The sequence below is a fragment of the Aminobacter aganoensis genome (assembly GCF_014206975.1).
Lineage (GTDB): Bacteria > Pseudomonadota > Alphaproteobacteria > Rhizobiales > Rhizobiaceae > Aminobacter > Aminobacter aganoensis.
This window is the reverse complement of the sequence record NZ_JACHOU010000002.1, coordinates 248,577-271,271: the sequence shown is the minus strand read 5'-3', so window position 1 is coordinate 271,271 and position 22,695 is coordinate 248,577. Positions and strand designations below refer to the sequence as shown.

Annotated in this window: 26 protein-coding genes; 16 read left to right on the top strand and 10 right to left on the bottom strand. The window is 65.5% G+C overall.

Annotated features, from left to right (window positions below; genetic code table 11):
* Positions 1 to 124 precede the first annotated feature (124 nt).
* The 3 genes from GGR00_RS05235 to GGR00_RS05225 form a co-directional block, all read right to left on the bottom strand.
* Positions 125 to 382 carry a hypothetical protein gene (locus tag GGR00_RS05235; RefSeq protein ID WP_055978591.1) on the bottom strand — a complete coding sequence of 86 codons (258 nt, stop codon included), beginning with the start codon at positions 380 to 382 and terminating at the stop codon, positions 125 to 127.
* Positions 383 to 515: 133 nt separating this feature from the next.
* Positions 516 to 893, bottom strand: coding sequence for a TIGR02301 family protein (locus tag GGR00_RS05230; RefSeq protein ID WP_055978593.1), 378 nt, complete (start codon positions 891 to 893; stop codon positions 516 to 518).
* 58 nt (positions 894 to 951) lie between these two features.
* Positions 952 to 1,374 carry an NUDIX hydrolase gene (locus GGR00_RS05225; protein WP_055979233.1) on the bottom strand — a complete coding sequence of 141 codons (423 nt, stop codon included), beginning with the start codon at positions 1,372 to 1,374 and terminating at the stop codon, positions 952 to 954.
* A 116-nt stretch (positions 1,375 to 1,490) separates the two neighbouring features.
* On the opposite strand from GGR00_RS05225, the gene GGR00_RS05220 reads away from it, so the two are divergent.
* Together GGR00_RS05220 and GGR00_RS05215 are read left to right on the top strand one after the other, a co-directional pair.
* The gene (locus tag GGR00_RS05220; protein WP_184698343.1) at positions 1,491 to 2,270 is read left to right on the top strand and encodes an SOS response-associated peptidase; all 780 of its coding nucleotides are present in this window, start codon (positions 1,491 to 1,493) and stop codon (positions 2,268 to 2,270) included.
* 20 nt (positions 2,271 to 2,290) lie between these two features.
* Positions 2,291 to 2,911 carry a LysE family transporter gene (locus GGR00_RS05215; RefSeq protein WP_184698341.1) on the top strand — a complete coding sequence of 207 codons (621 nt, stop codon included), beginning with the start codon at positions 2,291 to 2,293 and terminating at the stop codon, positions 2,909 to 2,911.
* Here GGR00_RS05215 and GGR00_RS05210 read toward each other — a convergent pair.
* On the bottom strand, positions 2,894 to 3,049 hold the full coding sequence (locus tag GGR00_RS05210; RefSeq protein ID WP_055979235.1) for a hypothetical protein: 156 nt from the start codon (positions 3,047 to 3,049) through the stop codon (positions 2,894 to 2,896). The two genes, GGR00_RS05215 and GGR00_RS05210, sit on opposite strands and share 18 nt — an antisense overlap.
* Positions 3,050 to 3,398: 349 nt before the next feature.
* On the opposite strand from GGR00_RS05210, the gene cysS reads away from it, so the two are divergent.
* The 8 genes from cysS (at position 3,399) to rarD (ending at position 10,509) form a co-directional block, all read left to right on the top strand.
* On the top strand, positions 3,399 to 4,835 hold the full coding sequence (gene cysS, locus GGR00_RS05205) for a cysteine--tRNA ligase (RefSeq protein ID WP_184698339.1): 1,437 nt from the start codon (positions 3,399 to 3,401) through the stop codon (positions 4,833 to 4,835).
* 313 nt (positions 4,836 to 5,148) lie between these two features.
* Positions 5,149 to 5,505, top strand: a complete 357-nt coding sequence (locus tag GGR00_RS05200) for an endonuclease domain-containing protein (RefSeq protein ID WP_184698337.1) — start codon at positions 5,149 to 5,151, stop codon at positions 5,503 to 5,505.
* A gap of 40 nt (positions 5,506 to 5,545) precedes the next feature.
* On the top strand, positions 5,546 to 5,926 hold the full coding sequence (locus tag GGR00_RS05195; RefSeq protein ID WP_184698335.1) for a VOC family protein: 381 nt from the start codon (positions 5,546 to 5,548) through the stop codon (positions 5,924 to 5,926).
* Between the two features lie 12 nt (positions 5,927 to 5,938).
* Positions 5,939 to 6,430 carry a GFA family protein gene (locus GGR00_RS05190; protein WP_055978606.1) on the top strand — a complete coding sequence of 164 codons (492 nt, stop codon included), beginning with the start codon at positions 5,939 to 5,941 and terminating at the stop codon, positions 6,428 to 6,430.
* On the top strand, positions 6,427 to 6,903 hold the full coding sequence (locus tag GGR00_RS05185) for a GFA family protein (protein WP_156381321.1): 477 nt from the start codon (positions 6,427 to 6,429) through the stop codon (positions 6,901 to 6,903). The genes GGR00_RS05190 and GGR00_RS05185 overlap by 4 nt, the downstream gene beginning before the upstream one ends.
* A complete protein-coding gene (gene pip, locus GGR00_RS05180) occupies positions 6,900 to 7,856 on the top strand; it encodes a prolyl aminopeptidase (RefSeq protein WP_184698333.1) in 957 nt (318 codons plus the stop codon). The genes GGR00_RS05185 and pip overlap by 4 nt, the downstream gene beginning before the upstream one ends.
* Complete coding sequence (cimA, locus tag GGR00_RS05175; protein ID WP_184698331.1) at positions 7,853 to 9,472, top strand: citramalate synthase; 1,620 nt, start codon at positions 7,853 to 7,855, stop codon at positions 9,470 to 9,472. Before pip ends, cimA begins: the two co-directional genes overlap by 4 nt.
* 128 nt (positions 9,473 to 9,600) lie before the next feature.
* Positions 9,601 to 10,509, top strand: a complete 909-nt coding sequence (rarD, locus tag GGR00_RS05170; RefSeq protein ID WP_055978613.1) for an EamA family transporter RarD — start codon at positions 9,601 to 9,603, stop codon at positions 10,507 to 10,509.
* A gap of 61 nt (positions 10,510 to 10,570) precedes the next feature.
* Here the strand turns inward: rarD and GGR00_RS05165 are convergent, their stop codons facing one another.
* Positions 10,571 to 11,182, bottom strand: coding sequence for an LOG family protein (locus tag GGR00_RS05165; protein WP_055978615.1), 612 nt, complete (start codon positions 11,180 to 11,182; stop codon positions 10,571 to 10,573).
* A 109-nt stretch (positions 11,183 to 11,291) separates the two neighbouring features.
* On the opposite strand from GGR00_RS05165, the gene GGR00_RS05160 reads away from it, so the two are divergent.
* The 3 genes from GGR00_RS05160 (at position 11,292) to GGR00_RS05150 (ending at position 14,975) form a co-directional block, all read left to right on the top strand.
* Positions 11,292 to 12,659, top strand: a complete 1,368-nt coding sequence (locus tag GGR00_RS05160) for a LysM peptidoglycan-binding domain-containing protein (RefSeq protein ID WP_184698329.1) — start codon at positions 11,292 to 11,294, stop codon at positions 12,657 to 12,659.
* 70 nt (positions 12,660 to 12,729) lie between these two features.
* Complete coding sequence (locus GGR00_RS05155; RefSeq protein WP_055978621.1) at positions 12,730 to 13,065, top strand: ArsR/SmtB family transcription factor; 336 nt, start codon at positions 12,730 to 12,732, stop codon at positions 13,063 to 13,065.
* Between the two features lie 14 nt (positions 13,066 to 13,079).
* Positions 13,080 to 14,975 (top strand): ABCB family ABC transporter ATP-binding protein/permease, encoded by a 1,896-nt coding sequence (locus GGR00_RS05150; RefSeq protein ID WP_184698327.1) that lies wholly within the window; start codon positions 13,080 to 13,082, stop codon positions 14,973 to 14,975.
* Between the two features lie 6 nt (positions 14,976 to 14,981).
* Here GGR00_RS05150 and GGR00_RS05145 read toward each other — a convergent pair whose 3' ends face one another.
* Together GGR00_RS05145 and GGR00_RS05140 are read right to left on the bottom strand one after the other, a co-directional pair.
* Entirely contained in the window at positions 14,982 to 15,911 is a 930-nt protein-coding gene (locus GGR00_RS05145; protein WP_184698325.1) for an NAD(P)/FAD-dependent oxidoreductase, read from the bottom strand.
* Complete coding sequence (locus tag GGR00_RS05140; RefSeq protein WP_184698323.1) at positions 15,901 to 16,362, bottom strand: Rrf2 family transcriptional regulator; 462 nt, start codon at positions 16,360 to 16,362, stop codon at positions 15,901 to 15,903. The genes GGR00_RS05145 and GGR00_RS05140 overlap by 11 nt, the downstream gene beginning before the upstream one ends.
* Before the next feature lie 148 nt (positions 16,363 to 16,510).
* Here GGR00_RS05140 and GGR00_RS05135 point away from each other — a divergent pair, with 148 nt between their 5' ends.
* Positions 16,511 to 17,209, top strand: coding sequence for a phosphatidylserine decarboxylase (locus tag GGR00_RS05135; RefSeq protein ID WP_055978629.1), 699 nt, complete (start codon positions 16,511 to 16,513; stop codon positions 17,207 to 17,209).
* Positions 17,210 to 17,289: 80 nt separating this feature from the next.
* Complete coding sequence (locus GGR00_RS05130) at positions 17,290 to 18,069, top strand: CDP-alcohol phosphatidyltransferase family protein (RefSeq protein ID WP_246441305.1); 780 nt, start codon at positions 17,290 to 17,292, stop codon at positions 18,067 to 18,069.
* On the opposite strand, the gene GGR00_RS05125 is transcribed toward GGR00_RS05130, so the two are convergent.
* Both GGR00_RS05125 and GGR00_RS05120 read right to left on the bottom strand, forming a co-directional pair.
* A complete protein-coding gene (locus tag GGR00_RS05125) occupies positions 18,066 to 20,285 on the bottom strand; it encodes an AMP-binding protein (RefSeq protein ID WP_184698320.1) in 2,220 nt (739 codons plus the stop codon). The genes GGR00_RS05130 and GGR00_RS05125 overlap by 4 nt on opposite strands.
* A gap of 224 nt (positions 20,286 to 20,509) precedes the next feature.
* Positions 20,510 to 21,433: a DMT family transporter gene (locus GGR00_RS05120; RefSeq protein WP_184698317.1), complete on the bottom strand. Its 924-nt coding sequence runs from the start codon at positions 21,431 to 21,433 to the stop codon at positions 20,510 to 20,512.
* Positions 21,434 to 21,546: 113 nt separating this feature from the next.
* Between GGR00_RS05120 and GGR00_RS05115 the strand changes: the two genes are divergently transcribed.
* On the top strand, positions 21,547 to 22,053 hold the full coding sequence (locus GGR00_RS05115; protein WP_184698315.1) for an OsmC family protein: 507 nt from the start codon (positions 21,547 to 21,549) through the stop codon (positions 22,051 to 22,053).
* Positions 22,054 to 22,068: 15 nt separating this feature from the next.
* Here the strand turns inward: GGR00_RS05115 and GGR00_RS05110 are convergent, their stop codons facing one another.
* A complete protein-coding gene (locus GGR00_RS05110; protein ID WP_055978642.1) occupies positions 22,069 to 22,692 on the bottom strand; it encodes a hypothetical protein in 624 nt (207 codons plus the stop codon).
* Between the last annotated feature and the right edge of the window lie 3 nt (positions 22,693 to 22,695).

The window sequence follows — 22,695 nt, the reverse complement described above, 5'->3', positions numbered from 1 at the left end:
CCCCTAAACTGCAAAACCTGCGCATCGTGCGCGCCGAAAAACGATTCGGTTCGCAGGCCGATGCCAGTGATGTGCCGGCATGATGCCGAAACCGTGTCGGCTAGTCAAAGAACCGGGAGAGCGCTCAATGCCGCAGGCGCAGCGGCTCGAACTCGCCGGCCTCGACCTTGGCGCGCATGCGATCGAGCATGGCCAGCGCCGCGCGCTCGCCATTGGCGGCCACGATCTCGGCGAAAGCGGTGGCAAGGGCGGCTTCGGCGATGATCTCGGGCTCGATGCCGGCGGAGAGGCCCTCGGCCCATGCCTCGTTGTGGCTCTCGACGGCGGTCAGGCGCTTTTCTTCCCGGACCAGGGCGTCGATGTCGCTTACGCTTTGTTCCATTTCGGTCTTTCACCCTGCCAAGCGACCCGTTGATTCGGATCAACTTGAGCTATCCCTTTAATGTCCCGTTAAGACACCTAGCACAATCGCCCGTCCGTGTACGGCAGGCAATGCCGGGAAAGTAAATAGCCTGTTAATTACCGTAGCGGGAGGCGATGTCGCGGCTGAGCGCTTCGCCTTCCTTCATGTAGCGGCCGATGGCTTCGGTCGCCGATGGCGTGCAGGCGGTGTAGGTGCCGTCGAACGACCGGTAGCCGCGGTTGAAGGACGCGATGAAGCGGGCGCGGCGGTCGGGCGAGGGGTTTTCGGCCTGCAGCAGCTTTTCCATCTCGCCGCGCCATTGGGTGCCCTTCTCGCCGCAGAGATTGCGCAGGAAATGCAGCGAGCCCAGAACCTCGGCAAGCCTGAGGAGGCCCGGTTCGAACGGTGCGTCGACGGCCCGCGCCGGGGCGGCAAGCACGGTACTTGCGGCAAGCGTCATGGCAATCAGCATGGTCGAGGCGCGGCTCATAAGCTTTTGTGGCGAAACAATTTGTCTGCCGCAAGGCCGGCGGCGCGGCTATCCAACGCTATGCGAGTAGGGTGACGGTGCCGTCGAGCAGTTCGAGCACGATCTCCAGTGTCGAATCGGTCAGAGGCAGGCGCTCGATCTCGGCGAGGTCGAAGAAGGCGGCTTCGTCGGCGTCATCGGCGGCGACCGGTTGGCCACCCGCATGGCGCGCGCCGAACACCGTGAGCAGGTAGACCGCGCCGCCGTCGTCGCGGCTGTCGATCAGGATTTTGCGCAGGGCAACAAGCGTGCCGACCTCTATGCCTGTCTCTTCCATCAGTTCGCGACGGGCGGCGGCCTCAAGCGTTTCGTCCTGTTCGACACGCCCGCCGGGGAAGGCGTACAGCCCCTTCGACGGCGCGCGGCCGCGCCGCACCAGCATGATCGAGCGGTCGCGCAGCACGGCGACCGAGACGGCAGGGACAATTTTCGCTTCGGTCATCAACATTCGCCTCGGACGAGGCGTTCCATTGTGGAACAGCCGGCCATATCCGCTTTAGCGGTTGCGGCGCGTGCGATCCATCGCCACTTTCAGGCGATGAAGCGGGATATGTGCCGATGTGCGGACGAATAGCGGTTATAGCCTCGCCCGAGGAGACGGCAGCCTTTGTCGGTGTCGGCGACCTCGAAAGCTTTCCGCCGCGCTACAACGTGGCGCCGACGCAGCCGATCCTGGTGGTGATGGCCGGGCCGCAGCGCCCGCCGGGCTCGAACCTGCCCGACCGCATGGCGATGCTGGCGCGGTGGGGGCTGATTCCGGCCTGGACCAAGAACCCCGGCGACATGCCGCTGCTGTTCAACGCGCGTTCCGAATCGGCGATCGACAAGGCGTCGTTCAAGACCGCGATGCGCCACCGGCGGGCGCTGATCCCGGTATCTGGCTTCTATGAGTGGAAAAAGCTGCCGGGCAACCGCCGCCAGCCCTATTGGCTGAGGCCGCGCAAGGGCGGGCTGGTGGCGCTTGCCGGTCTGATGGAAACCTGGAGCGAGCCGGGCGGCTCGGAGATCGACACGGCGGCGATCCTGACCACCGGCGCCAGCGCCGACATCCTGCACATCCACGACCGCATGCCGGTGGTGATCCAGCCGGAAGATTTTGCTCGCTGGCTCGACTGCCGCACCCGGGAGCCGCGCGACGTTGCCGAACTGATGCGGCCGGCGCAGCCAGACTTTTTCGAGCAGATCCCGGTCTCCGAGATGGTCAACAAGGTGGCCAATGTCGGCCCCGAGATCCAGGACCGCGTCGAGCCGCTGCCGGAAGCGGCACCGGAGAAGGCGGCAAAGCCAAAAGTGGAAAAGCGTAAGTCCAGCGACGACGACCAGATGAAACTGTTTTGATCGGACGCTAGAAAGTCGGCGTGTCCACGCCAGTCCTTTCCGCCGTCATTTCCGGTTTCCTGCTCGGTGCGTCGCTGATCATCGCGATCGGCGCGCAGAATGCATTCATCTTGCGCCAGGGATTGCTGCGCCAGCACGTCTTCATCCTGAGCCTGATCTGTGCGGCCTCAGACGCCTTGCTGATCGCGGCCGGCGTCGCCGGGCTCGGGACGCTGATCGCCCAGTCGCCGCGGCTGATCATGGCCGTGACGGTGGGCGGAGCGCTGTTTTTGTTCGCTTATGCGACCATCGCCTTCCGCCGGGCCCTGAAGCCCGAGGTGCTCAAGGCCGCCAAGAGCGGCGAAACCAGATTGTGGCCGGCGATCGCCGCGTGCCTCGCCTTCACCTTCCTCAACCCGCATGTCTATCTCGACACGGTGGTTCTGCTCGGCGGCCTGTCGGCCGCCTATGAAGGTCAGGCGCGCCTTGCCTATGGGCTGGGCGCTGCAACAGCATCGTTCGTGTGGTTCTTCGGGCTCGGGTATGGCGCCCGGCTGCTCGAGCCGGTCTTTGCCCGGCCGTCCGCGTGGCGCGTGCTCGATCTGCTGATCGGCCTTGTGATGGCCGCGATCGGCTTGAGCCTCTTAAGCCGCCTTGCCTAGCTTGGAAGACTGCTTGTCTTTCTTCGGCGCGCAGATCAGTGCGGCCAGGATTGCTGCGGGGCCGATGGCCCGGTAGTGCTTGGTGAGTTCGGCGTACTGGCTACGCGCTCGGTCCTGTTCGGATTGTTTTCGTTTCATCGTTCTCTTCCCTTGCGTCAACTTCTGTTGAGAGCGGCTGCAAATGCTCACTGATTTGGTCGAATTCGTGGCATGCGGCGCCTTTTATCCGGGCAATGTTTCATTACAGTGCCGGGATATTTAACAAATTGTTTCAGTACTGCTTCCGTTCCGGTCGGCGCGGTAAAGTTTCGTGACGCAGCGTCTTGACGGCAACAGGCCCGCGAGGCGATAAAGCCGCCGATGAAAACGTCTTTCGCCATTTCCGGCATTTGCATTATTGGCTAGCGTTCGCGCTGGTCAGGACGTTTTCGCCTCTTCTTCACCAAAGACAGGTTGAACGCCCGGGCCAGCAGGCCAGGGGAGAGTTATGTCTGATCTCACGTTGAAGTCCGAGGCATTCAAGGGCTTGCGCCTTACCAATACGCTGACGCGCACGAAGGAGGACTTCGTGCCGATCGATCCGCAAAACGTGCGGATGTATGTCTGCGGCCCGACGGTCTACGACTTCGCCCATATCGGCAATGCGCGGCCCGCGATCGTCTTCGACGTGCTGTTTAGGTTGCTGCGCCATGTCTATGGCGAGGATCACGTCATCTACGTGCGCAACCTCACCGACCTCGACGACAAGATCAACGCGCGCGCCTTGCGCGACTTCCCCGAATTGCCGCTCAACGAGGCGATCAGGCGCGTCACCGAAAAGACGGCCAACCAGTATCAGGCTGACGTCAAGGCGCTGGGCTGCCTTGAACCGACGGTCGAGCCGCGGGCAACGGAGTTCGTCCAGCCGCGCGCCGACGGCCGCGCCGACATGATCACCTTGATTCAACGCCTCATCGAACGTGGCCATGCCTATGAAGCGCAAGGCGAAGTCCTGTTCGACACCGGTTCGATGGAAGACTACGGCCAGCTGTCGAAGCGCAATCTCGACGAGCAGCAGGCCGGCGCCCGCGTCGAGGTCGATGCGCACAAGAAGAACCCAGGCGACTTCGTGCTGTGGAAGGCATCGTCGGCCGACGAGCCGGGCTGGTTTAGCCCCTGGGGTCGCGGTCGTCCGGGCTGGCACATCGAATGCTCGGCGATGTCGGCGGCCTATTTCGGCGACGTCTTCGACATCCATGGCGGCGGGCTCGACCTGATCTTCCCGCACCACGAGAACGAGATCGCCCAGTCGCGCTGCGCCCACGGCACCGAGGTGATGGCTAATTACTGGATGCACAACGGATTCCTGCAGGTCGAGGGCCAGAAGATGTCCAAGAGCCTGGGCAATTTCTACTCGATCCACGAGTTGCTCGAGACCGAGAATTTCGGTGGCCGCAAATGGCCGGGCGAGGTGCTCAGGCTGGCAATGCTGATGACGCATTACCGCGAGCCGATCGACTTTTCCGTGCGCAAGCTCGAGGAGGCGGAAAACACGCTGCGCAAGTGGAAACGCGCGGCCGACAGCGCCGGCGCGGCCGAAGCTGAAGTGCCGGCTGCGCTGATCGCGGCACTCAGTGACGACCTTGCTACGGCGAGCGCGTTCCAGGGGCTGTCGCAACTGGCGGGAGAGGCGGGTGCGGACGCGCAGGCCGCGGCCGAACTCAAGTCGGCGCTGCTGTTCCTCGGCTTCACGCTGGAAGCCGCCGAAGTGGACGAGACGGAGGTGGCAGCAACCATCGCGCGCCGGCTGGAACTGATCAACGCCAAGAACTGGGCCGAGGCGGACCGCATCCGCGACGAGCTTCTGGCGCAGGGCGTACAGTTGAAGGACGGGAAGGATCCGGTGAGCGGTGAGCGCGTGACGACGTGGGAAGTGAAGCGGTGATGATGGCACTGTCCGGTGTGGATAGGGTGGGGCTGCACGCCCCCCTCTGCCCCGCCGGGCATCTCTGGCGTTGGGCGGTCGTCTTGACGGAGAGGTCTGCGGGACAGCACCCCCCTCTGTCCTGCCGGACATCTCCCCCGCAAGGGGGGAGATTGGCGGCGGCGCCCGCGCTGCTTTTTCTGCAACGTCGGCGATTGGCGAAGGTCGACGTGAGAGTTGATGTCCCCCCTTGCGGGGGAGATGTCCGGCAGGGCAGAGGGGGGTGTGACAGATCACAGCCTTTGACCTCGCTGCGCAGGGTGGGGACCTGAGCATGGGCCACGACCTCGTCCCCCGGCGTCAGCGCAAGAATGCCAAGGCCATGCATCATGTCATGACCGAAGCCGAACTGAAGCTATGGAACGAGTTGCGCGCGCACAGGCTGCTGGGGCTGGGGCTTCGACGGCAAGTGCCGATCGGGCCGTACATTGTCGACTTTGCCTGCTCGTCACATCACCTGATCGTCGAGGTCGACGGCAGCCAGCACGCGCGGGCTGAACAAGCCGAACACGATTTGGCGAGGTCCACGTACCTCCAGGCAAGCGGCTGGACCATCCTCCGCTTCTGGAACGACGACGTGCTTCGCGATATCGATAACGTCTGCCACCATATCGTGATCTCGGCCGGCTAGGGCGGGGAACGGCCGGCGGCATGAAGGAGGAGTTCGTGCAATGATCGACCATACGGGCATTTCGGTTCAGAATTTCGACACCGCGAAGGCCTTTTACGACAAGGCGTTCGCGCCCCTGGGCGCATCGCTGCTGATGATGGTGCCGCCCGAGCATACCGGCGGCGTCAAGGTCGGCGGCTATGGCCGCGAGCGGCCGGTGTTCTGGCTGCACGAGGCGGAGTCCGGCCCTGGCCGTCACTATGCGTTCACGGCGCGCAGCCGCGCCGAGGTCGATGCGTTTCATGCAGCCGCCATCGCCGCCGGCGGCAGGGACAATGGCGGGCCGGGGCCTCGTCCGCATTACCATCCCGACTATTACGCGGCCTTTGCCTTCGATCCCGACGGCAACAACATCGAGGCGGTGTGCCATGCGCCGACGTGAAGGACTGAAGCCATGAGCCTCGACAACCGGCCTGTCTATTCCGGCGGCTGCCAGTGCGGCGCCGTGCGCTTTCACATCGAGGGAGCGCTCGGCGACGCTTCGGTCTGCCATTGCCGCATGTGCCAGAAGGCGTTCGGCAATTTCTACGCCCCGCTGGTGTCGGTGCGGCAGGCGAGGCTGACCTGGACGCGCGGCGAGCCGAAGAAATTCCGCTCGTCGAACTTTGCCTTCCGCGGCTTCTGCGGTGACTGCGGCACGCCGCTGAGCTATGAGGCGCCGGATGGCGTGGCCCTGGCGATTGCCGCTTTTGACGATGCGGAGGAGATCGCGCCGGCCATGCAGTGGGGCCTTGAGGGCAAGCTGCCCTATGTCGACCATATCCATGAATTGCCGGGCTATTCGACCGAGGAAGACCCCGACGCGGCGGATTTCATCAACGACATCGTCTCCTACCAGCACCCCGACCACGACACCGAACAATGGCCACCGGAGAACAGGTCATGACCGAGACAGTTAGAACCGGCGGCTGCCAGTGCGGCGCCGTGCGTTTTCGCATCAAAGGCGCTCTCGGGCGCACCTCGATCTGCCATTGCCGCATGTGCCAGAAGCAGTTCGGCTCGTTCTTCGGCGCCTTCGTCGCGGTTCCGGCCGATGGCGTCGAGTGGATCCGCGAGGAGCCGAGCTACTTCCAGTCGTCGGTCAACATCGCGCGTGGCTTCTGCCAGCGCTGCGGCACACCGATGACCTATCGCCAGCCTGGTGAGCTCGAGATCGCCATCGGTGCCTTCGACGACCGTTCCGACCTGGCGCCTGCGGTCCAGATCAACCATGGCGCGCGGCTGCCCTGGGTCGAGGCGATCTTTGCAGCGCCGGTGCACGACAACCCGGACTACTACAGGCGGCAGGAGCAGATCATCTCCTTCCAGCATCCCGATGAAGAGACGGCCAACTGGCCCGAGCATGGACTGAAGCTATGACGACCGAACTGCGCGGCCTCTATCCCGAGATCGACCCCTTCGACAGCGGCATGCTCGATGTCGGCGACGGCCACCAGGTCTATTGGGAGCGCTCGGGCACCAGAGGCGCCAAGCCGGTGGTGTTCCTGCACGGCGGCCCGGGCGGGGCAACCTCGCCCAAGCATCGCCGGCTGTTCGATCCCAAGCTGTACGACATCATGCTGTTCGACCAGCGCGGCTGCGGCAAGTCCGTGCCCAACGCCTCGCTCGAGGCCAACACGACCTGGCATCTGGTGGCCGACATCGAGCGGCTGCGCGAGATGGCAGGCCACGACAAGTGGCAGGTGTTCGGCGGCTCCTGGGGCTCGACGCTGGCGCTGGCTTATGCCGAAACGCATCCCGACAGGGTAAGCGAGCTGGTGGTGCGTGGCATCTACACGCTGACCCGCGCCGAGCTTGAATGGTACTACCAGTTCGGTGTCTCCGAAATGTTCCCCGACAAGTGGGAGCGTTTCGTGGCCCCTATCCCCGAGGCCGAGCGCGGCGACATGATGGGCGCCTACCGCAAGCGGCTGGTCGGCGACGACCGCAAGGCGCAGGTCGAGGCAGCGCTTGCCTGGAGCCTGTGGGAAGGCGAGACGATCACGCTGCTGCCCGACCCCGAAACCAGCGGCAAGTTCGGCGAGGACGATTTTGCGGTCGCCTTCGCCCGCATCGAGAACCATTATTTCGTCCATGCCGGCTGGATGGACGAAGGCCAGCTCATCCGCGACGCGCACAAGCTGCGCGACATTCCCGGCGTCATCGTCCATGGGCGCTATGACATGCCGTGCCCGGCGAAATATGCCTGGGCGCTGCACAAGGCCTGGCCGCAGGCCGAGTTCCACTTGATCGAAGGCGCGGGCCACGCCTTTTCGGAGCCGGGCATCCTCGATCAGCTGATCAGGGCGACCGACAGGTTTGCAGGGAAATGACCATGCGCGAACGCATCTATCTCTTCGACACGACGCTGCGCGACGGCCAGCAGACGCCGGGCATCGACTTTTCCGTCGAGGACAAGATTGCGATCGCCGCCATGCTCGACGAGTTCGGGCTCGATTATGTCGAGGGCGGTTATCCCGGCGCCAATCCCACCGACACGACCTTCTTTGCCGAAAAGCGGACGCGGCGGGCGAAATTCGTCGCCTTCGGCATGACCAAGCGGGCAGGGGTGTCGACCTCCAACGATCCGGGCCTTGCCACGCTGCTGCAGGCCCGGTCGGACGCGGTCTGCTATGTCGCCAAGAGCTGGGACTATCACGTTCGCGTCGCGCTCGGGGTCACCAACGAGGAAAACCTCGAATCGATCCGCGCCTCGGTCGAGGCCGCGCGCGACGCCGGCAAGGAGCCGATGGTCGACTGCGAACACTTCTTCGACGGTTTCAAGGCCAATCCCGACTACGCGCTGGCCTGTGCCCGCACCGCCTACGATGCCGGCGCGCGCTGGGTGGTGCTGTGCGACACCAATGGCGGCACCCAGCCGTCTGAGGTGCGCGAGATCGTGGCCAAGGTGATCGGGTCCGGCATTCCCGGCGCCAATCTCGGCATCCATGCCCATGACGACACCGGCCAGGCGGTGGCGAATTCGCTGGCTGCCATCGAGGCCGGCGTCCGCCAGGTGCAAGGCACCATCAACGGCATCGGCGAGCGCTGCGGCAACGCCAACCTGGTGACCATCATCCCGACGCTGGCGCTGAAGCCGCATTTCGCCGGGCGTTTCGAGACGGGCGTTTCGGACGAGGCGTTGACCGGCATCTCGCGGCTTTCCCGCGCCTTCGACGAACTGCTGAACCGCGCGCCCGAGGCGCAGTCGCCCTATGTCGGCGCGTCCGCCTTCGCCACCAAGGCCGGCATCCATGCTTCGGCCATCGCCAAGGAACCCAAGACCTACGAACACGTGCCGCCGGAAGCCGTCGGCAACCGACGCAAGGTGATGGTCTCGGACCAGGGCGGCAAGGCCAACTTCGTCGCGGAATTGAAGCGGCGGGGCATCGACGTGCCAAGGGAAGACCGTCGGCTCGACGCGCTGATTGCGGTGGTCAAGGAGCGCGAGGCCGAGGGCTACGCCTATGAGGGCGCCGACGCCAGCTTCGAGCTTCTGGCGCGCGGGATGCTGCACACCGTGCCGGATTTCTTCCGCGTCACGTCGTTCCGCTGCCTTGTCGAACGGCGCTTCGATGCCAACGGCAACCTCAAGACCGTGTCGGAAGCGGTGGTGAAAGTCCTGGTCGACGGCGAGGAGAAGATGTCGGTGGCCGAGGGCGACGGCCCGGTCAACGCGCTCGACATCGCCCTGCGCAAGGACCTCGGCAAGTTCCAGCACGAGATCGGCGACCTGGAACTGGCCGACTACAAGGTGCGTATCCTCAATGGCGGCACCGAGGCGATAACCCGCGTGCTGATCGAATCGCACGACGGCACCGGCGCGCGCTGGTGGACGGTTGGCGTATCGACCAACATCATCGACGCTTCGTTCCAGGCGCTGATGGATTCGATCATCTACAAGCTGATGAAGAACCGCGACATGGCGGGCTTGGTTGCGGCGGAGTAGAGAGCGGTTTGCATGGTTGGGCCAGCCAAGGCAGCTGGCCCGATCCATTGATCCATCAATGAAAAGCCGATGGACCATCAGAATTTTGAAATGGCATGGCCGGGCTGGCGGGCGCATAGGTTCGCGCCATGAGCACGAACACGCCTGCGATTTCTCGCGACGAAGCCACGCGCGGCTTCCTTTTTGCCCTTTCTGCCTATCTGATGTGGGGTGTCTTGCCCTTCTATATGAAGGCAGTGGCGCATATCCCGACGCCCGAGGTGATCGCCCACCGCATCACGTGGTCGATCCCGATCGCAGCACTCCTGCTGTGGTGGCTCGGGCGGACCTCCGACATCAGGCAGGCGCTGCGGACGCCGCGGACGCTGGCGATGGGCACGCTGACGGCAGCGCTGATCACCATCAACTGGGGCGTCTATGTCTGGGCGATCGGCAACGACCGCGCGCTCGAAACCGCGCTCGGATACTACATCAATCCGCTGTTCAGCATCTTTCTCGGCGCCGTCGTTTTGGGCGAGAGGCTGACGCGGGCGCAGATGGTGGCGATCGCGCTGGCGGTGGTTGCGGTGGCATTGCTGACCTGGGAAACCGGTGGTCTGCCGTGGGTCTCGATCGTGCTGGCGCTGTCCTGGGGCTTCTATGCGCTGTTCAAGAAGACGCTGCCGATCGGCCCGGCGCAGGGCTTCTTCCTCGAGGTGCTGATCCTCGGACTGCCGGCGCTCGGCTACATCTTTTACCTGCAGTCGACCGGGGTCGGCCATTTCGGCACCACCGGCATGACCGACGTCTGGCTGATGCTCGGTTGTGGCGTCGTCACAGCCGTGCCGCTGATCCTGTTTGCCAACGGCGCCAAGCTTTTGACGATGTCGACCATCGGCATCATGCAGTACATCGCGCCGACGATGATCTTCGTCATCGCCGTCTTCATCTTCAAGGAGCCGTTCTCGAGCGAACGTGCCGTTGCCTTTGCGCTGATCTGGCTGGCGCTGGCGATCTACACCTGGTCGATGTTCTCCGAACGGGCGAAGAACGGCTAAGGTTCAGGTGAGACCGGCCCGCGAGCGGCGGGCCGGGGCCTTCGGGATCGGTGCCGGAAATTCACATCTTGTCGATGAGCGACTGCACGCCTTCGGTGGGCGTCGAATCGGTGCCGGCGGCGACCAGGATGGCCGAAACCACGGCCTCGGGCTCGTCGACCACCAGCGGCTGGACCAGATGCGAGGTGTGCACGAAGCCCTCGGCCTTCATGTGGTCGAGCAGGGCCAGCATCGGATTCCAGAAACCCTTGACGTTGGCGAAGACGATCGGCTTGCGGTGATGGCCGAGCTGCGCCCAGGTCATGATCTCGACGATCTCCTCGACCGTGCCAATTCCGCCCGGCAGCGCCACGAATGCGTCCGATTTCTCGAACATAAGGTGCTTGCGCTCGTGCATGTTGTCGGTGATGACGGTTTCGTCGAGCCGGGTCAGCGCCGTTTCGGTCGCTTCCTTGTTCATCAGGAAGCGCGGGATGATGCCGGTGACCTTGCCGCCGGCGCGCAGCGCACCATCGGCGACCGCACCCATGATGCCCTTGGTGCCGCCGCCATAGATCAGCCGCAGGCCGGCCTTGGCGATTGAATGGCCGAGCAGATGTCCGGCCTTGACATAGACCTCGTCGCGGCCCGGAGAGGAGCCGCAATAGACGCAAATGGATCGAATCTTGTTCATGGCCTGATTGGGTATTGCGTCTGCACGCAGGGTCAAGCCCGGACGGGCTTTTTCTTGTCGCTGCCGGCAAAACAAGGTAGACCCGTTGCGCGGCTAGGGGCAGGGAAATATGGCAATTAATCCGTTGAAGATATTCCTATTGGCAGCCGGCGGCTCGGCCGCGGCAGCCACGGTTGCGTATGTGTCGGGCGCGCTCGATCCTTATCTTGCGCCGCCGGCCGCGATAGCCTCGCTGCCGACACCCAGTTCGACCGCGCCAGCCGCCGACAAGCCAGCCGAACCGGCAAAGCCGGCAGCCGAGGCGCCGGCGGGGGCTGCGCCGGCGGTCGTCGCGCCATCTTTCGACGTCGTGCGCGTCGAGGACAATGGTGCTGTCGTCATCGCCGGCAAGGCCGCGGGCGGTGCCAAGGTCGAGATCGTGACCGGATCGCAGGTGATCGGCGCTGCGGTGGCCGGTGCCGACGGCGATTTCGCCGTCGTGCTCGACAAGCCGCTGAAGCCGGGCGACTACCAGATCGTGCTGCGCGCCACCGCGCCCGACAACGTCGTGGCGACGTCGACCGAAACGGCGGTGGTTTCGGTGCCGTCCGAGCCGGGCGGCCAGGTTCTGGCGCTGGTGGAGGAACCGGGCAAGCCGGCGGAACTGATCACCGTGCCCAAGCCTGCCGAGGCCCCGAAGCAACCCGCAGCCGAACAGCCCGCCAATGCGCCGGCGACCACGCCCGAAGCGCAGACCGCGACGCAGCCGGCTCCAGCCACGTCGGACGCGCCGACCGCGCAGGCAAAGGTGGTTGTCGAAGCCGTCGAGATCGAAGGCAAGAAGATCTTCATCGCCGGTGCAGCCGATGCCAGCCGCAAGGTGCGCGCCTATGCCAACGAGATCCTCATCGGCGAAACCCAGACCTCGCCGGACGGGCGCTTCCTGATCGAGGCGGAACGCGAATTGCCGGTGGGCGACTACATCATCCGCGTCGACGCGCTCGAGCCGGATGGCGTCAAGGTGGTGGCCCGCGCGGCGGTGCCGTTCCAGCGCGAGCCGGGCGAGTCGATCGCAGCCGTTGCGCCGCAGGAACCGGCGAAGCAGCCGGCAGCAGCACAGCAGCCCGAAGCCAATCCTGAAGCGGCAGCCCCGGCCCCAGTGACCGGCGAGGCGCCGGCGGCACCCGCTGCCTCCGAAGCAAAACCCGCCGATGTCGCCGCGGCACCCGCAATGCCCGAGGCGACGGCCCCCAAGCTGGAGGCTGTGAACGGCGCCGTGATCATCCGGCGCGGCGATTCCCTGTGGCGGATTTCGCGCCGCGTCTACGGCCATGGCGTGCGCTACTCGAACATCTACCTCGCCAACCAGGATCAGATCCGTGACCCAGACCGCATCTGGCCGGGACAGGTGTTTCGCGTGCCCGAAAAATCCAAGGAAGGTGAGGCTGCGAACATGGATGCGATGGGCGAGCAGGCGATGCCGGCGCCCAAGCCATAGGGCTTTCGGGACCGGATTTGCCGACGTCCCGGTTGCGCGAACGAAATTCATCGTCTATCGTCGATAGACGATGAAAACTTTCCCATTGCCGCAGAATTGCGCCGCCTCCGCCGAGGACGTGGCGCAGAAGCTCGCCGCGCTCTCGCATCCGGCACGGCTTGCCATCTTGCGGCGGCTGGGCGGCGGCAGATCGTGCTGTTGCAAGGAAGTGGTCGAGCATCTCGACCTTGCGCAGTCGACGGTTTCGCAACACCTGAAGATCCTCGTCGAGGCGGGACTGGTCCGTTATGCGCCGGAGCGGCAACGCTCGCGCTACCAGATCGACCCGGCGGCGCTGGCCGCCGTTTCCGCATCCGTCTCGGCGCTCGTCGAATCCTGCTGCGCCGATGAAGGCGCAGACATCTAATCAAGGCAAGAACATTGGCTAACAAGACCGTCTCAGCCGATCGCGGCTCGACTTTCAGCACGATCAGGAACCTTTGGCCCTATATGTGGCCGCAGGACAGACCAGACCTCAGGGCGCGCGTCGTCTGGGCGACCGTGTTCCTGGTCGTTGCCAAGCTGACGCTGGTGGCCGGGCCCTATTTCTTCAAATGGGCGACCGACGCGCTGGCCGGCGACCAGCGTTCGCCGCTGCCGTTGCCGGCGTTCCTGGTGGCGCCGGTGATGCTGGTGGTTGCCTACAATGTCGTCCGCATCGTCCAGCTCGGCTTCAACCAGCTGCGCGACGCGCTGTTTGCCCGCGTCGGGCAGTATGCGGTGCGCCAGCTTGCCCACCGCACCTTCGTACACATGCATCAGCTGTCGCTGCGCTTCCATCTCGAGCGCCGCACCGGCGGGCTGTCGCGCATCATCGAGCGCGGCACCAAGGGCATCGAGACCATTGTCCGCTTCACCATCCTCAACACCGCGCCGACGGTGCTCGAATTCGCGCTGACGGCCGGCATCTTCGGCTTCGCCTATGGCTGGAAATATGTGGCTGTCGTGGCTGCCACCGTCTGGATCTACACCTGGTTCACGGTGCGCGCGAGCGACTGGCGCATCGGCATCCGCCGCGAGATGAACGATTCCGACACCGACGCCAACACCAAGGCGATCGACTCGCTGCTCAATTTCGAAACGGTGAAATACTTCAACAACGAGGCCATGGAAGCCGCGCGCTTCGACCGCTCGATGGCGCGCTACGAGACGGCGGCAACCCGTATCTGGACGTCGCTCGGCTGGCTGAACTTCGGCCAAGGCGTCATCTTCGGCATCGGCATGACCATCGTCATGGGCATGTCGGCGCTGGAGGTCATGGCCGGTACCCAGACAGTGGGCGATTTCGTCTTCATCAACGCCATGCTGATGCAGCTTTCCGTCCCGCTCAACTTCATCGGCTTCATCTACCGCGAAATCCGCCAGGGCCTGACCGACATCGAGCAGATGTTCGACCTGCTCGACGTCGAGCAGGAGGTGGTCGACAAGCCGGGTGCCAGGGCGCTGGAGATCGGCAGCGGCCGGGTCGAGTTCCGCGACGTGCATTTTGCCTACGACCCCAACCGCCAGATCCTGAAAGGTGTCAGCTTCGAGGTTCCGGCCGGCAAGACGGTGGCGATCGTAGGACCATCGGGTGCTGGCAAGTCGACGATCTCCAGGCTGCTGTTCCGCTTTTATGACATCCAGCAGGGTGCCATCCTGATCGACGGCCAGGACATTCGCGACGTCAGCCAGGAGAGCCTGCGCGGCGCCATCGGCATGGTGCCGCAGGACACCGTGCTGTTCAACGACACCATCGCCTACAACATCCGCTACGGCCGCGTGAATGCCGACGAGGAAGACGTGCGCAAGGCGGCCGAACTGGCCCAGATCGCCGGCTTCATCCAGCGCCTGCCCGACGGCTACAAGGCGATGGTCGGGGAGCGCGGCCTCAAGCTCTCGGGTGGCGAGAAGCAGCGGGTGGCGATTGCCCGTACCATCCTCAAGGCGCCGCCCATCCTGATGCTGGACGAGGCGACGTCGGCGCTGGACACCCAGACCGAGCAGGAGATCCAGAGCGCGCTCGACCTGGTCAGCAAGGGGCGCACGACGCTTGTCATCGCGCACCGCCTGTCGACGGTCATTTCCGCCGACGAGATCATCGTGCTGGCCGACGGCAGCATCGCTGAGCGCGGCACCCATGCCGAACTGCTCGGCAAGCGCGGCCTCTACGCCTCGATGTGGGACCGCCAGCGCGAAGCGACCGAGGCCGAGGAAAGGCTGCGCCAGGCGCGCGAGGGCGATGAACTCGGCGTCGTCGTGCGCCGCCGCACTCCCGAGGTCACCGGCGGGGCCTGATACAGCTCAGGCAGCCCGCGCGCCCATCGCGTTTGCGGCGTCCTCCTCGATCAGCGACCGGTGGATGGAAAGGGCCGCAAGGGCGCCGTCCGCTGAAGCCAGCGTGATGTTGTGCATTTCGGTGGCGGCATCGCCCGCGGCAAAGACGTTGCGGACCGTCGTCTGCTTGAAACCGTCGGTGCGGATCTTGACGCCAAGGCGCGTTTCGTCGAAGGCACAGCCGATCTGTTGCGCCAACGGACTGGCCATGCGCAAGGGCGCCCCGATGAACAGCGCCTTGACCGGCACCAGCCTGCCGTCGGCGAGGCGCACGCCGTCGATTGCCGGGGCAGGGCCTTCGACCGCCGTGAATGGCGTGTCCTCGATCCGCACCTTGCGGGCGGCGAGCAAGGCGGTGCTGGCATCGTCGAGCGGGAATTCTGCGCTCGCAAAATAGATCGTGTCGCCCCAGTCGGCCAGAAGCGAAGCCTGGTGATGGGACAGCGCAGTGGTGGCGAACACGCCGATCGGGCCGCCGCCGATTTCATAGGCGTGGCAATATGGACAGTGCAGCACGGTCTTGCCCCAGCGCTCGACGAGGCCGGGAATGGCCGGCAGGTCGTCGCGCACACCGGTGGCGATGAGCATCCGCCGGCCCTGTTGCCGCGTCCCGTCGGCAAGACTGACCGTGACGCCTTCTTCGGTTGTTTCGGCGGCGATTGCCTCGCCGGAGACGAACGAGGCGGACGGATAGGCAAGAAACTGCGCCCTGGCCTCTGCCAGGAGGTCGCTGCCGGCGCGGCCGTCATGCCCGAGCACGCCATGCGAATGGGTGGCGAAGCGGTTGCGTGGCTTGCCGGCGTCGATCACCAGCACGCGCCGGCGAGTGCGGGCCAGGAGCAGGGCGCCGGCGAGGCCGGCAAAGCTGCCGCCGACGATGATGGCGTCATGCTGCATCGTGATTTCCTTTTGCATGTTGTGCGTGGTCCGCCATCCGGCGGCTGAAATCGGCGGCGAGATCGCTGAGCCGGATCTGTCCGAACCGTTCGAACAGCAGCGCCTGCGCCTCGCGAAACGTGTCGTCGAGCGCGTGATTGACAGCCTGTTCGACCAGGCAGCCCGGGCTTTCGGTGGCCGGGCTGAGTGGGAGCAGCACCGGCTCGCCCAGTGCCAGGTGGATGTCGCGCAGGCTGACCGAGGCGAGGTCGCGCGCCAGCGTCCAGCCGCCGCCATGACCCCGCTCCGATGTCACCAGACCGGCCTCCCGCAGGCCAGCCATCGTCCGGCGCACGACCACGGGGTTGGTGCGCAGGCACATCGCGAGTTGGTCGGACGTCATCGGCTTGCCGTGATCTGCCATGTGAAGCAGGGCGTGCAGGGTCGCGGAGAGGCGGCTGTCGTGTTTCATGTAACTTTTGTAGTTACGAGACTTCGAGCAGTCAAGCTGGTGCCGCCACCCCTCGCGTCACCTGGTCACCGGCAGGCAATGTCGCGTTGCGGCGGCCAGAGCTTTCCGGTAAGCACTCCAGGACTTCAACAGCAACGGCCACCCCTTCATGAGCATAGCCGACACGATCCGCAACGCCTTCGTTCCGGTCCATCGCGAGGGGTACCCCTTCATCGCCGGATTCGCGGCGGTCGCCATCCTGCTCGGCTTCTTCTCGACGTCGCTGTTCTGGATCGGGGCGATCCTCACGGCCTGGTGCGCCTATTTCTTCCGCGACCCCGAGCGCGTGACGCCGGTGGACGACAGGCTCGTCGTCAGCCCCGCCGACGGCGTGGTTTCGGCCGTCGGCCCCGCCGTGCCGCCGCGCGAACTCGGCCTGGGCAACGCCGAAATGACCCGCATCTCGGTGTTCATGGACGTCTTTTCCTGCCACGTTAACCGCGCCCCGGTGCGCGGCAAGATCGTCCGCATCGAACACCGTCCGGGCAAGTTCCTCAACGCCGAACTCGACAAGGCGAGCCAGGAAAACGAGCGCAACGGTATCGTCATCGACAGCCCCAACGGCCAGGTCGCCGCAGTCCAGGTCGCCGGCCTCGTGGCGCGGCGCATCGTCTGCTGGGCCGATGTCGGCGGCAACATCGCCGTGGGCGAGCGCTTCGGCCTGATCCGCTTCGGCTCGCGCGTCGACGTGTTCCTGCCCGCAGGGGCTGTACCGCGCGTCGCCGTCGGCCAGACCGCGGTGGCCGGCGAAACCACCCTTGCCGAGTTCGGCGGCACCAGCCACGCACCGCTGGTGCGGGTGTCCTGAGGACCGCGCCGGTGTCATCCTTCAAACCCTTCGAGCCGCATGGAAGCGGTGGACCGCGCATCCGCGAGATTCCGCTGCGCATGGTGCTGCCCAACCTGATCACTGTGCTGGCGATCTGCGCCGGCCTGTCGGGCATCCGGCTCGCCTTCCAGGACCGGTTTGAATCGGCCGTCGTGATGGTGCTGCTGGCAGCCTTCCTCGACGGCATCGACGGCCGTCTCGCGCGCATGCTGAAGGCGACCTCGCGGTTCGGCGCGCAGATGGATTCGCTCGCCGACATCGTCAATTTCGGCGTCGTTCCGGCGCTCGTGCTTTATGCCTACCTGCTCGACAAGGCCGGCTCCCTGGGCTGGATCGCGACGCTGCTGTTCGCCATCGCCATGGGCCTGAGGCTCGCGCGCTTCAACGTGCTCGACGAGGACCTTGATCGCCCGGCATGGCAGGCCGAATATTTCGTCGGCGTGCCGGCACCGATCGGAGCCATCACCTTGATGCTGCCGATGTATCTCGGCTTCCTCGGCCTCGAGGGCACGCGCACGGTGGCCTATGTCGCCACCGGCTTCGCCATCCTCGTCGCCTTCCTGCTGGTCAGCCGGCTGCCCGTCTATTCCGGCAAGAAGCTGAGCATTCGCAGGGAATACCTGCTGCCCGTCATGCTGATCGCCGTGTTTTACGTGCTGCTGCTGACTGTCTATCCCTGGCAGACTTTGACGGCGTCGGTGATCGGCTACCTGATCTTCTTGCCGCTGAGCGCCAGCGCCTATGCCCGGCGTGCCAGGATCGAGGGCGAGAAGGCCGCGGCTGCTGCCGCCGAGGCCGAGGCAGCCGAAGCCGCGGACGAGAGCAAGCCGGCGGGTTAGGCTGCCAGCCCCAGTTGCTCGATGGCCATGTGGCGCGCAGCGACATAGTCGGTCTTGCCAGAGCCGAGCACCGGGATCTCGCGCACCTTGATGATGTCATGCGGGACCATCAGGTCGGCGGCGCCGGCCTGCTTGCCATAGAGGCGCAGTGTTTCGGGGTCGGCATTGCCGGCGGTGGTGACGAGCACGATGCGCTCGCCCTTGCGCTTGTCGGGAACGGCAACGGCGGCATGGCGTTCCTCCGGCCACAGCGCCTGCACCAGCATCTCGACGGCGCCGAGCGAGACCATTTCGCCGGCGATCTTGGCAAAGCGCTTGGCGCGGCCGCGGATGGTGACGAAGCCCTCGCGGTCGACCGAGACGATGTCGCCGCTGTCGTGCCAGCCTTCGAGCGGTTGCAACTCGCCCGGCCGGTCGGCGGTCATGTATCCCATCATCAGGTTGGGGCCGTTGAGCCAGAGCCGCCCGCCTTCGCTGACGCCCTCGACCTCTTCGAGCCGCATGCGCATGCCGGGCAACAGGCGTCCCACGGTGCCGTCGCGGCCATGGGTCGCGGTATTGACGGCCACCACCGGCGCTGCCTCGGTCAGGCCGAAGCCCTCGATGATCTCGGCGCCGAATCGGTCGCGCCAGACGCGCCGCGTTTCCGCCCGTACCGGCTCGGCGCCGGCAACGACGAAGCGCAGGCTGGAGAAGTCGCCATCCTCGGCGGTGCGGGCATAGGCGGCCAGGAAGGTGTCGGTGCCGAACATGATGGTCGGGCGGATCTTGCGCGCGACGTCGGGGATGAGCTTGTAGTGCAGCGGCGAGGGGTAGAGGAACAGCCGCACGCCGGTGACGAGTGGCAGGATGGTGCCGCCGGTGAGGCCGAACGAGTGGAAGACCGGCAGCACGTTGAACAGCTTGTCGGCCGGCGAGATGCCGATGCGGGCCTCTGCCTGCATCGCATTGGCGACCAGATTGCGGTGCGACAGCACGACGGCCTTGGGCATGCCTTCGGAACCCGAGGTGAACAGGATGACGGCCGGCCTGGCGGGGTCTTGCGGTTGCAGCGGGCGCCGCCATTGAACGGCTGCAACGGCTTTTTCGATGGCCGTGATGCTGTCTCGCAGCTCTTCCAACCAGACCATCCGCGCGCCGGCCTGCTCGGCGGCGACGACGATATCGGCAAGGTCGGCCTTCTGGATGAAGGCGCGCGACGAGACGATGGTCTTGATGGCGGCGGTCTTCACCGCCGAGGCGACATTGCTGGCGCCGGCGGTATAGTTGATCATGGCGGCCACGCGGCCTGCCGAGACGAGGCCGAGCAAGGTCAGCACCACGCCATTGGCATTGGGCAGCAGCACGCCGACCGCTTCGCCGTGGCTGGTCTGGGCCTCGAGGCGCCTGCCCAGCACGCGCGTCCCGGTCAGCAGCTTGCGGTAGCTGAGCGCGCCGCCGACGACATCCTCGACGATCGGGCGCGAGGCGCCGTAGCGGTCGGCCGCATCGCGCACGGCGTAGAACAGACCCCGGTCGAGGTCGGTTCCGGCAAGCCTCGCCTCGGCAAAACGGTCGAACAGGGCGTTTGCGGTCGTGGTTTGGGAATAGCCGGCACGCTGGAGCAGTTCGGCCATGGTCATCGGCGCAAGGGCTGCGATCCGGAGGCGCGGGAACCAGCCGCGCGGGGCGCGTTCGGCAGGTGTCAGCGAAAATGGCAGATGGCGCGCGCCGCCGACGAAGATCGGAACGATCCGGGCGTCGGCCTGCATTGCGATGCGGGCGACGGCGCGAAACAGCCGGAACGACTTGACGTCGGGCTCGACGGTGTCGGGCAGGTAGACGGCGAGGCGGCCCTTGCCGCGCAGCACGCGCACGAGGCGACGGCTGACGAAGACATGTTCGGCGTTGAAGGCGATGGTGCGGCCGAGTTCACGCCATGGCTCGAGCCAGACGGCGCGGGCGGACGCGTCGTCGAGGATGTGCAGCGTCTGCTCCGGCAGCAGGGACAGCATCAGCGCCGGTTCGAGCCGGGACTGGTGCGACACGACATAGATGACCGGTGCCTCGGCGTCCCGCGCCTGGCGCATGGCCTTGTCGTGGACGCGCCACAGCAGCTTGAGCGGCAGATAGAGCAGCCCCTGGCGCAGGCGGATGCCGAGCGTGTAGGTCAGGTAGCCCGCGGCAAGCATCCATGCCGCGACCAGACCGAGCAGAATTGCACTGGCCAGGACCATGCCGCACCTCCCAATGCACGCGACGCCCCACCGCGCGCACAGAAACTAGACGATGCCGACGCCACGTCAATGCGCATCGTCCCCGCCACCCCTGGGGTTCAGGACAGGAAAAAGCCGGTCTTGCGACCGGCTTAAAGCAAAGGGACGGGTGGAGGGGATGGGGGGATGGGGCAACCCGTCCTGAGGCCAATAACGTCGATCCCGCGATTTGGTTCCACGCCAGTTCAGGCTTTCTGCGAATCTTTTTCCATGCTGGTATCGTGCATGGGCGGCGGCATCTGCGCGCCGGGCCAGTCGCGCCAAGTGTGCCAGAATACGGCGGCCATCACGACAGCCCCGCCCGCGAAGCTCGCCAGCGGCGGCAGTTCGGCGAGAAAAAGCCAGGCAAAGACGATGCCGAACGGCACTTCGGCCGTGCCCAGCAGCCCTGCTTCGGCAGCGGGTATGCGGCGCGCGCCTTCGGTCCATAGAACCACCGCCAGCGCGAAGGTGAAGCCGAAAATGGCGAGCACGGGGATGTCCTGGCTTGGCACGGCGAGCGGATCGGTGACGAACCAGGCGGGAAAAACGCCGAGGAATGCCGAAACGGCACCGGCCCACACCACGGACGCATTGCGAAAGCGGCGGACAAGGGTTGCGTAGAGCGAGAATGTGAAGGTCATCAGCAGCGCCAGCATGTCGCCGAAGGCGTGGCCACCGCCCAGTCCGGTCCAGACCATGACGGCGACGCCGACGAGGCAGATCGCTGCCGCGATTGCCGTCTGGCGGCGAAAGACCTCGCCGACGATCAGCCAGGCGAGCAAGGCGACGACGAAGGGCACGGTGGCATAAATGACGACGACATTGGCGACATAGGTGTTCTTGAAGGCGGCGATGAAGGCGATGCTGGCGAAGGTGCCCAGTATGGCCAGCATCCAGCCTCGCCAGCCGAGGTCGAGGCTTTCGCCATGGCCGGCGCGACGGCGCCAGAGGACGTAGGCCGTGATCAGGAGCCCGCCGACCAGTCCGCGCCATGAGGTGATGGTCAGGGGATCGGCGTCGATCGATTTGGTGAGGATCCCTGAAAGGGCGAAAACCGCCGCCGACAGCGTGACGAGCAGGACGCCGAGCCGGTGTTCCGAGGCGCCGTCGAAGCTGTCGGTGACCATGCCTGCCTCCTGCAAAACAAGCTTAGATTATCGCATCGCTCCTGCCAGCCTGCTGTCATGAGCCAAGGCGCATTTGCTGTGCTAGCATCGTCGGAGTTTGCCGGGAGAAGATCATGGATGCCGCGGGACTGAAGGCGCTGCAGGCGCCCCTGAAGGATGCCTATCGCGAGGATGCCGACCGGGGGCTGATCACCCTGCGCGCGGCCGGCGCTGTCGACGACAGCTCCATCGCCTGCAAGGTCGAGACGGGCAGGGCGATCGTGACGGCCGGGCTGCACCCGGCGACCGGCGGCAGCGGGCTGGAGCTCTGCTCCGGCGACATGCTGCTCGAGGCGCTCGTCGCCTGCGCCGGAGTGACCTTGAAGGCGGTCGCCACGGCGCTGGAATTCAGGCTAGGCGAGGCCACGGTCTCGGCCGAGGGCGATCTCGACTTTCGCGGCACGCTGGGTGTCGCCAAGGATGCACCGGTCGGCTTTCGCGCCATCCGGCTGGCCTTCAAGCTCGATACCGACGAGCCCCAGGACCGCATCGACGCCCTGATCAAGCTGACCGAGCGCTACTGCGTCGTGTTCCAGACGCTGAACGTTCGGCCGGACCTTTCGGTATCGGCCGAACGCTAGGTTGATGCAGCCTGCTCAGTTCGTGGCGAAGCAGTAGAACAGGCCGTCGCCACCGGTGCCCTTCAGGGCTTCCTGGCCGCATCCGCCGCGCGAGGCATGCGAGGAATTCCACGATTTCGCCGCCGCCGAGTCGTCGAGGCCCATGCGGTCGTGATGGCCCATCATGGCGACGCCGTCGCCGTCGCTGGTCCAGTTGTTGCAGGACTGGTCGGCGGCCTTGGTGCCGTCAGGCATCGACCCGGTCAGGATGTCGTGCTTGTTGGGCTGGTCGCCGCGGCCGTTGATGGTGTTGCCCTTCTCGTCGAGTGCGGTTTCCTTGTTGATGTTGTTGGCGTCGCTGTGCAGCGAGGCCACATCGTCGGCGATCTTCTGGCCCTTGGCGTTGGACCATGGGCCGCTGCCGATGCGATCCTTGGCGTCGGTGTCGCTGGTCGAGAGATAGGCATGCCAGGTCTTGCCGGTCGAGCCGGCAGCTTCGGCGAGGCTCTGGCATTGGGCGTCGGCGCCTGCCAGGCCACCGAGATTTGCACCCTTGCCCAGCCCGACGCTGGTCACGAAAAAGCTCATCGTGTTGTCCTGGGCGCTGGCGGTGAGAAGGCCCGAGCACAGTGCCGCGGACAGGATGAGGATGCGTTTCATCGA

Bases quoted from the DNA above. Each gene is read 5' to 3' on its own strand.
- GGR00_RS05155 (WP_055978621.1), top strand. From the start codon at position 12,730: ATGAAAACTTTCCCATTGCCGCAGAATTGCGCCGCCTCCGCCGAGGAC.
- rarD (WP_055978613.1), top strand. From the start codon at position 9,601: ATGAGCACGAACACGCCTGCGATTTCTCGCGACGAAGCCACGCGCGGC.
- GGR00_RS05160 (WP_184698329.1), top strand. From the start codon at position 11,292: ATGGCAATTAATCCGTTGAAGATATTCCTATTGGCAGCCGGCGGCTCG.
- GGR00_RS05210 (WP_055979235.1), bottom strand. From the start codon at position 3,049: ATGAAACGAAAACAATCCGAACAGGACCGAGCGCGTAGCCAGTACGCC.
- cysS (WP_184698339.1), top strand. From the start codon at position 3,399: ATGTCTGATCTCACGTTGAAGTCCGAGGCATTCAAGGGCTTGCGCCTT.
- GGR00_RS05200 (WP_184698337.1), top strand. From the start codon at position 5,149: ATGGGCCACGACCTCGTCCCCCGGCGTCAGCGCAAGAATGCCAAGGCC.
- GGR00_RS05145 (WP_184698325.1), bottom strand. From the start codon at position 15,911: ATGCAGCATGACGCCATCATCGTCGGCGGCAGCTTTGCCGGCCTCGCC.
- GGR00_RS05120 (WP_184698317.1), bottom strand. From the start codon at position 21,433: ATGGTCACCGACAGCTTCGACGGCGCCTCGGAACACCGGCTCGGCGTC.
- GGR00_RS05220 (WP_184698343.1), top strand. From the start codon at position 1,491: ATGTGCGGACGAATAGCGGTTATAGCCTCGCCCGAGGAGACGGCAGCC.
- pip (WP_184698333.1), top strand. From the start codon at position 6,900: ATGACGACCGAACTGCGCGGCCTCTATCCCGAGATCGACCCCTTCGAC.
- GGR00_RS05230 (WP_055978593.1), bottom strand. From the start codon at position 893: ATGAGCCGCGCCTCGACCATGCTGATTGCCATGACGCTTGCCGCAAGT.
- GGR00_RS05130 (WP_246441305.1), top strand. From the start codon at position 17,290: ATGGTGCTGCCCAACCTGATCACTGTGCTGGCGATCTGCGCCGGCCTG.
- GGR00_RS05110 (WP_055978642.1), bottom strand. From the start codon at position 22,692: ATGAAACGCATCCTCATCCTGTCCGCGGCACTGTGCTCGGGCCTTCTC.
- GGR00_RS05235 (WP_055978591.1), bottom strand. From the start codon at position 382: ATGGAACAAAGCGTAAGCGACATCGACGCCCTGGTCCGGGAAGAAAAG.
- GGR00_RS05195 (WP_184698335.1), top strand. From the start codon at position 5,546: ATGATCGACCATACGGGCATTTCGGTTCAGAATTTCGACACCGCGAAG.
- GGR00_RS05165 (WP_055978615.1), bottom strand. From the start codon at position 11,182: ATGAACAAGATTCGATCCATTTGCGTCTATTGCGGCTCCTCTCCGGGC.
- GGR00_RS05125 (WP_184698320.1), bottom strand. From the start codon at position 20,285: ATGGTCCTGGCCAGTGCAATTCTGCTCGGTCTGGTCGCGGCATGGATG.
- GGR00_RS05225 (WP_055979233.1), bottom strand. From the start codon at position 1,374: ATGACCGAAGCGAAAATTGTCCCTGCCGTCTCGGTCGCCGTGCTGCGC.
- GGR00_RS05115 (WP_184698315.1), top strand. From the start codon at position 21,547: ATGGATGCCGCGGGACTGAAGGCGCTGCAGGCGCCCCTGAAGGATGCC.
- GGR00_RS05140 (WP_184698323.1), bottom strand. From the start codon at position 16,362: ATGAAACACGACAGCCGCCTCTCCGCGACCCTGCACGCCCTGCTTCAC.
- GGR00_RS05190 (WP_055978606.1), top strand. From the start codon at position 5,939: ATGAGCCTCGACAACCGGCCTGTCTATTCCGGCGGCTGCCAGTGCGGC.
- GGR00_RS05135 (WP_055978629.1), top strand. From the start codon at position 16,511: ATGAGCATAGCCGACACGATCCGCAACGCCTTCGTTCCGGTCCATCGC.
- cimA (WP_184698331.1), top strand. From the start codon at position 7,853: ATGACCATGCGCGAACGCATCTATCTCTTCGACACGACGCTGCGCGAC.
- GGR00_RS05185 (WP_156381321.1), top strand. From the start codon at position 6,427: ATGACCGAGACAGTTAGAACCGGCGGCTGCCAGTGCGGCGCCGTGCGT.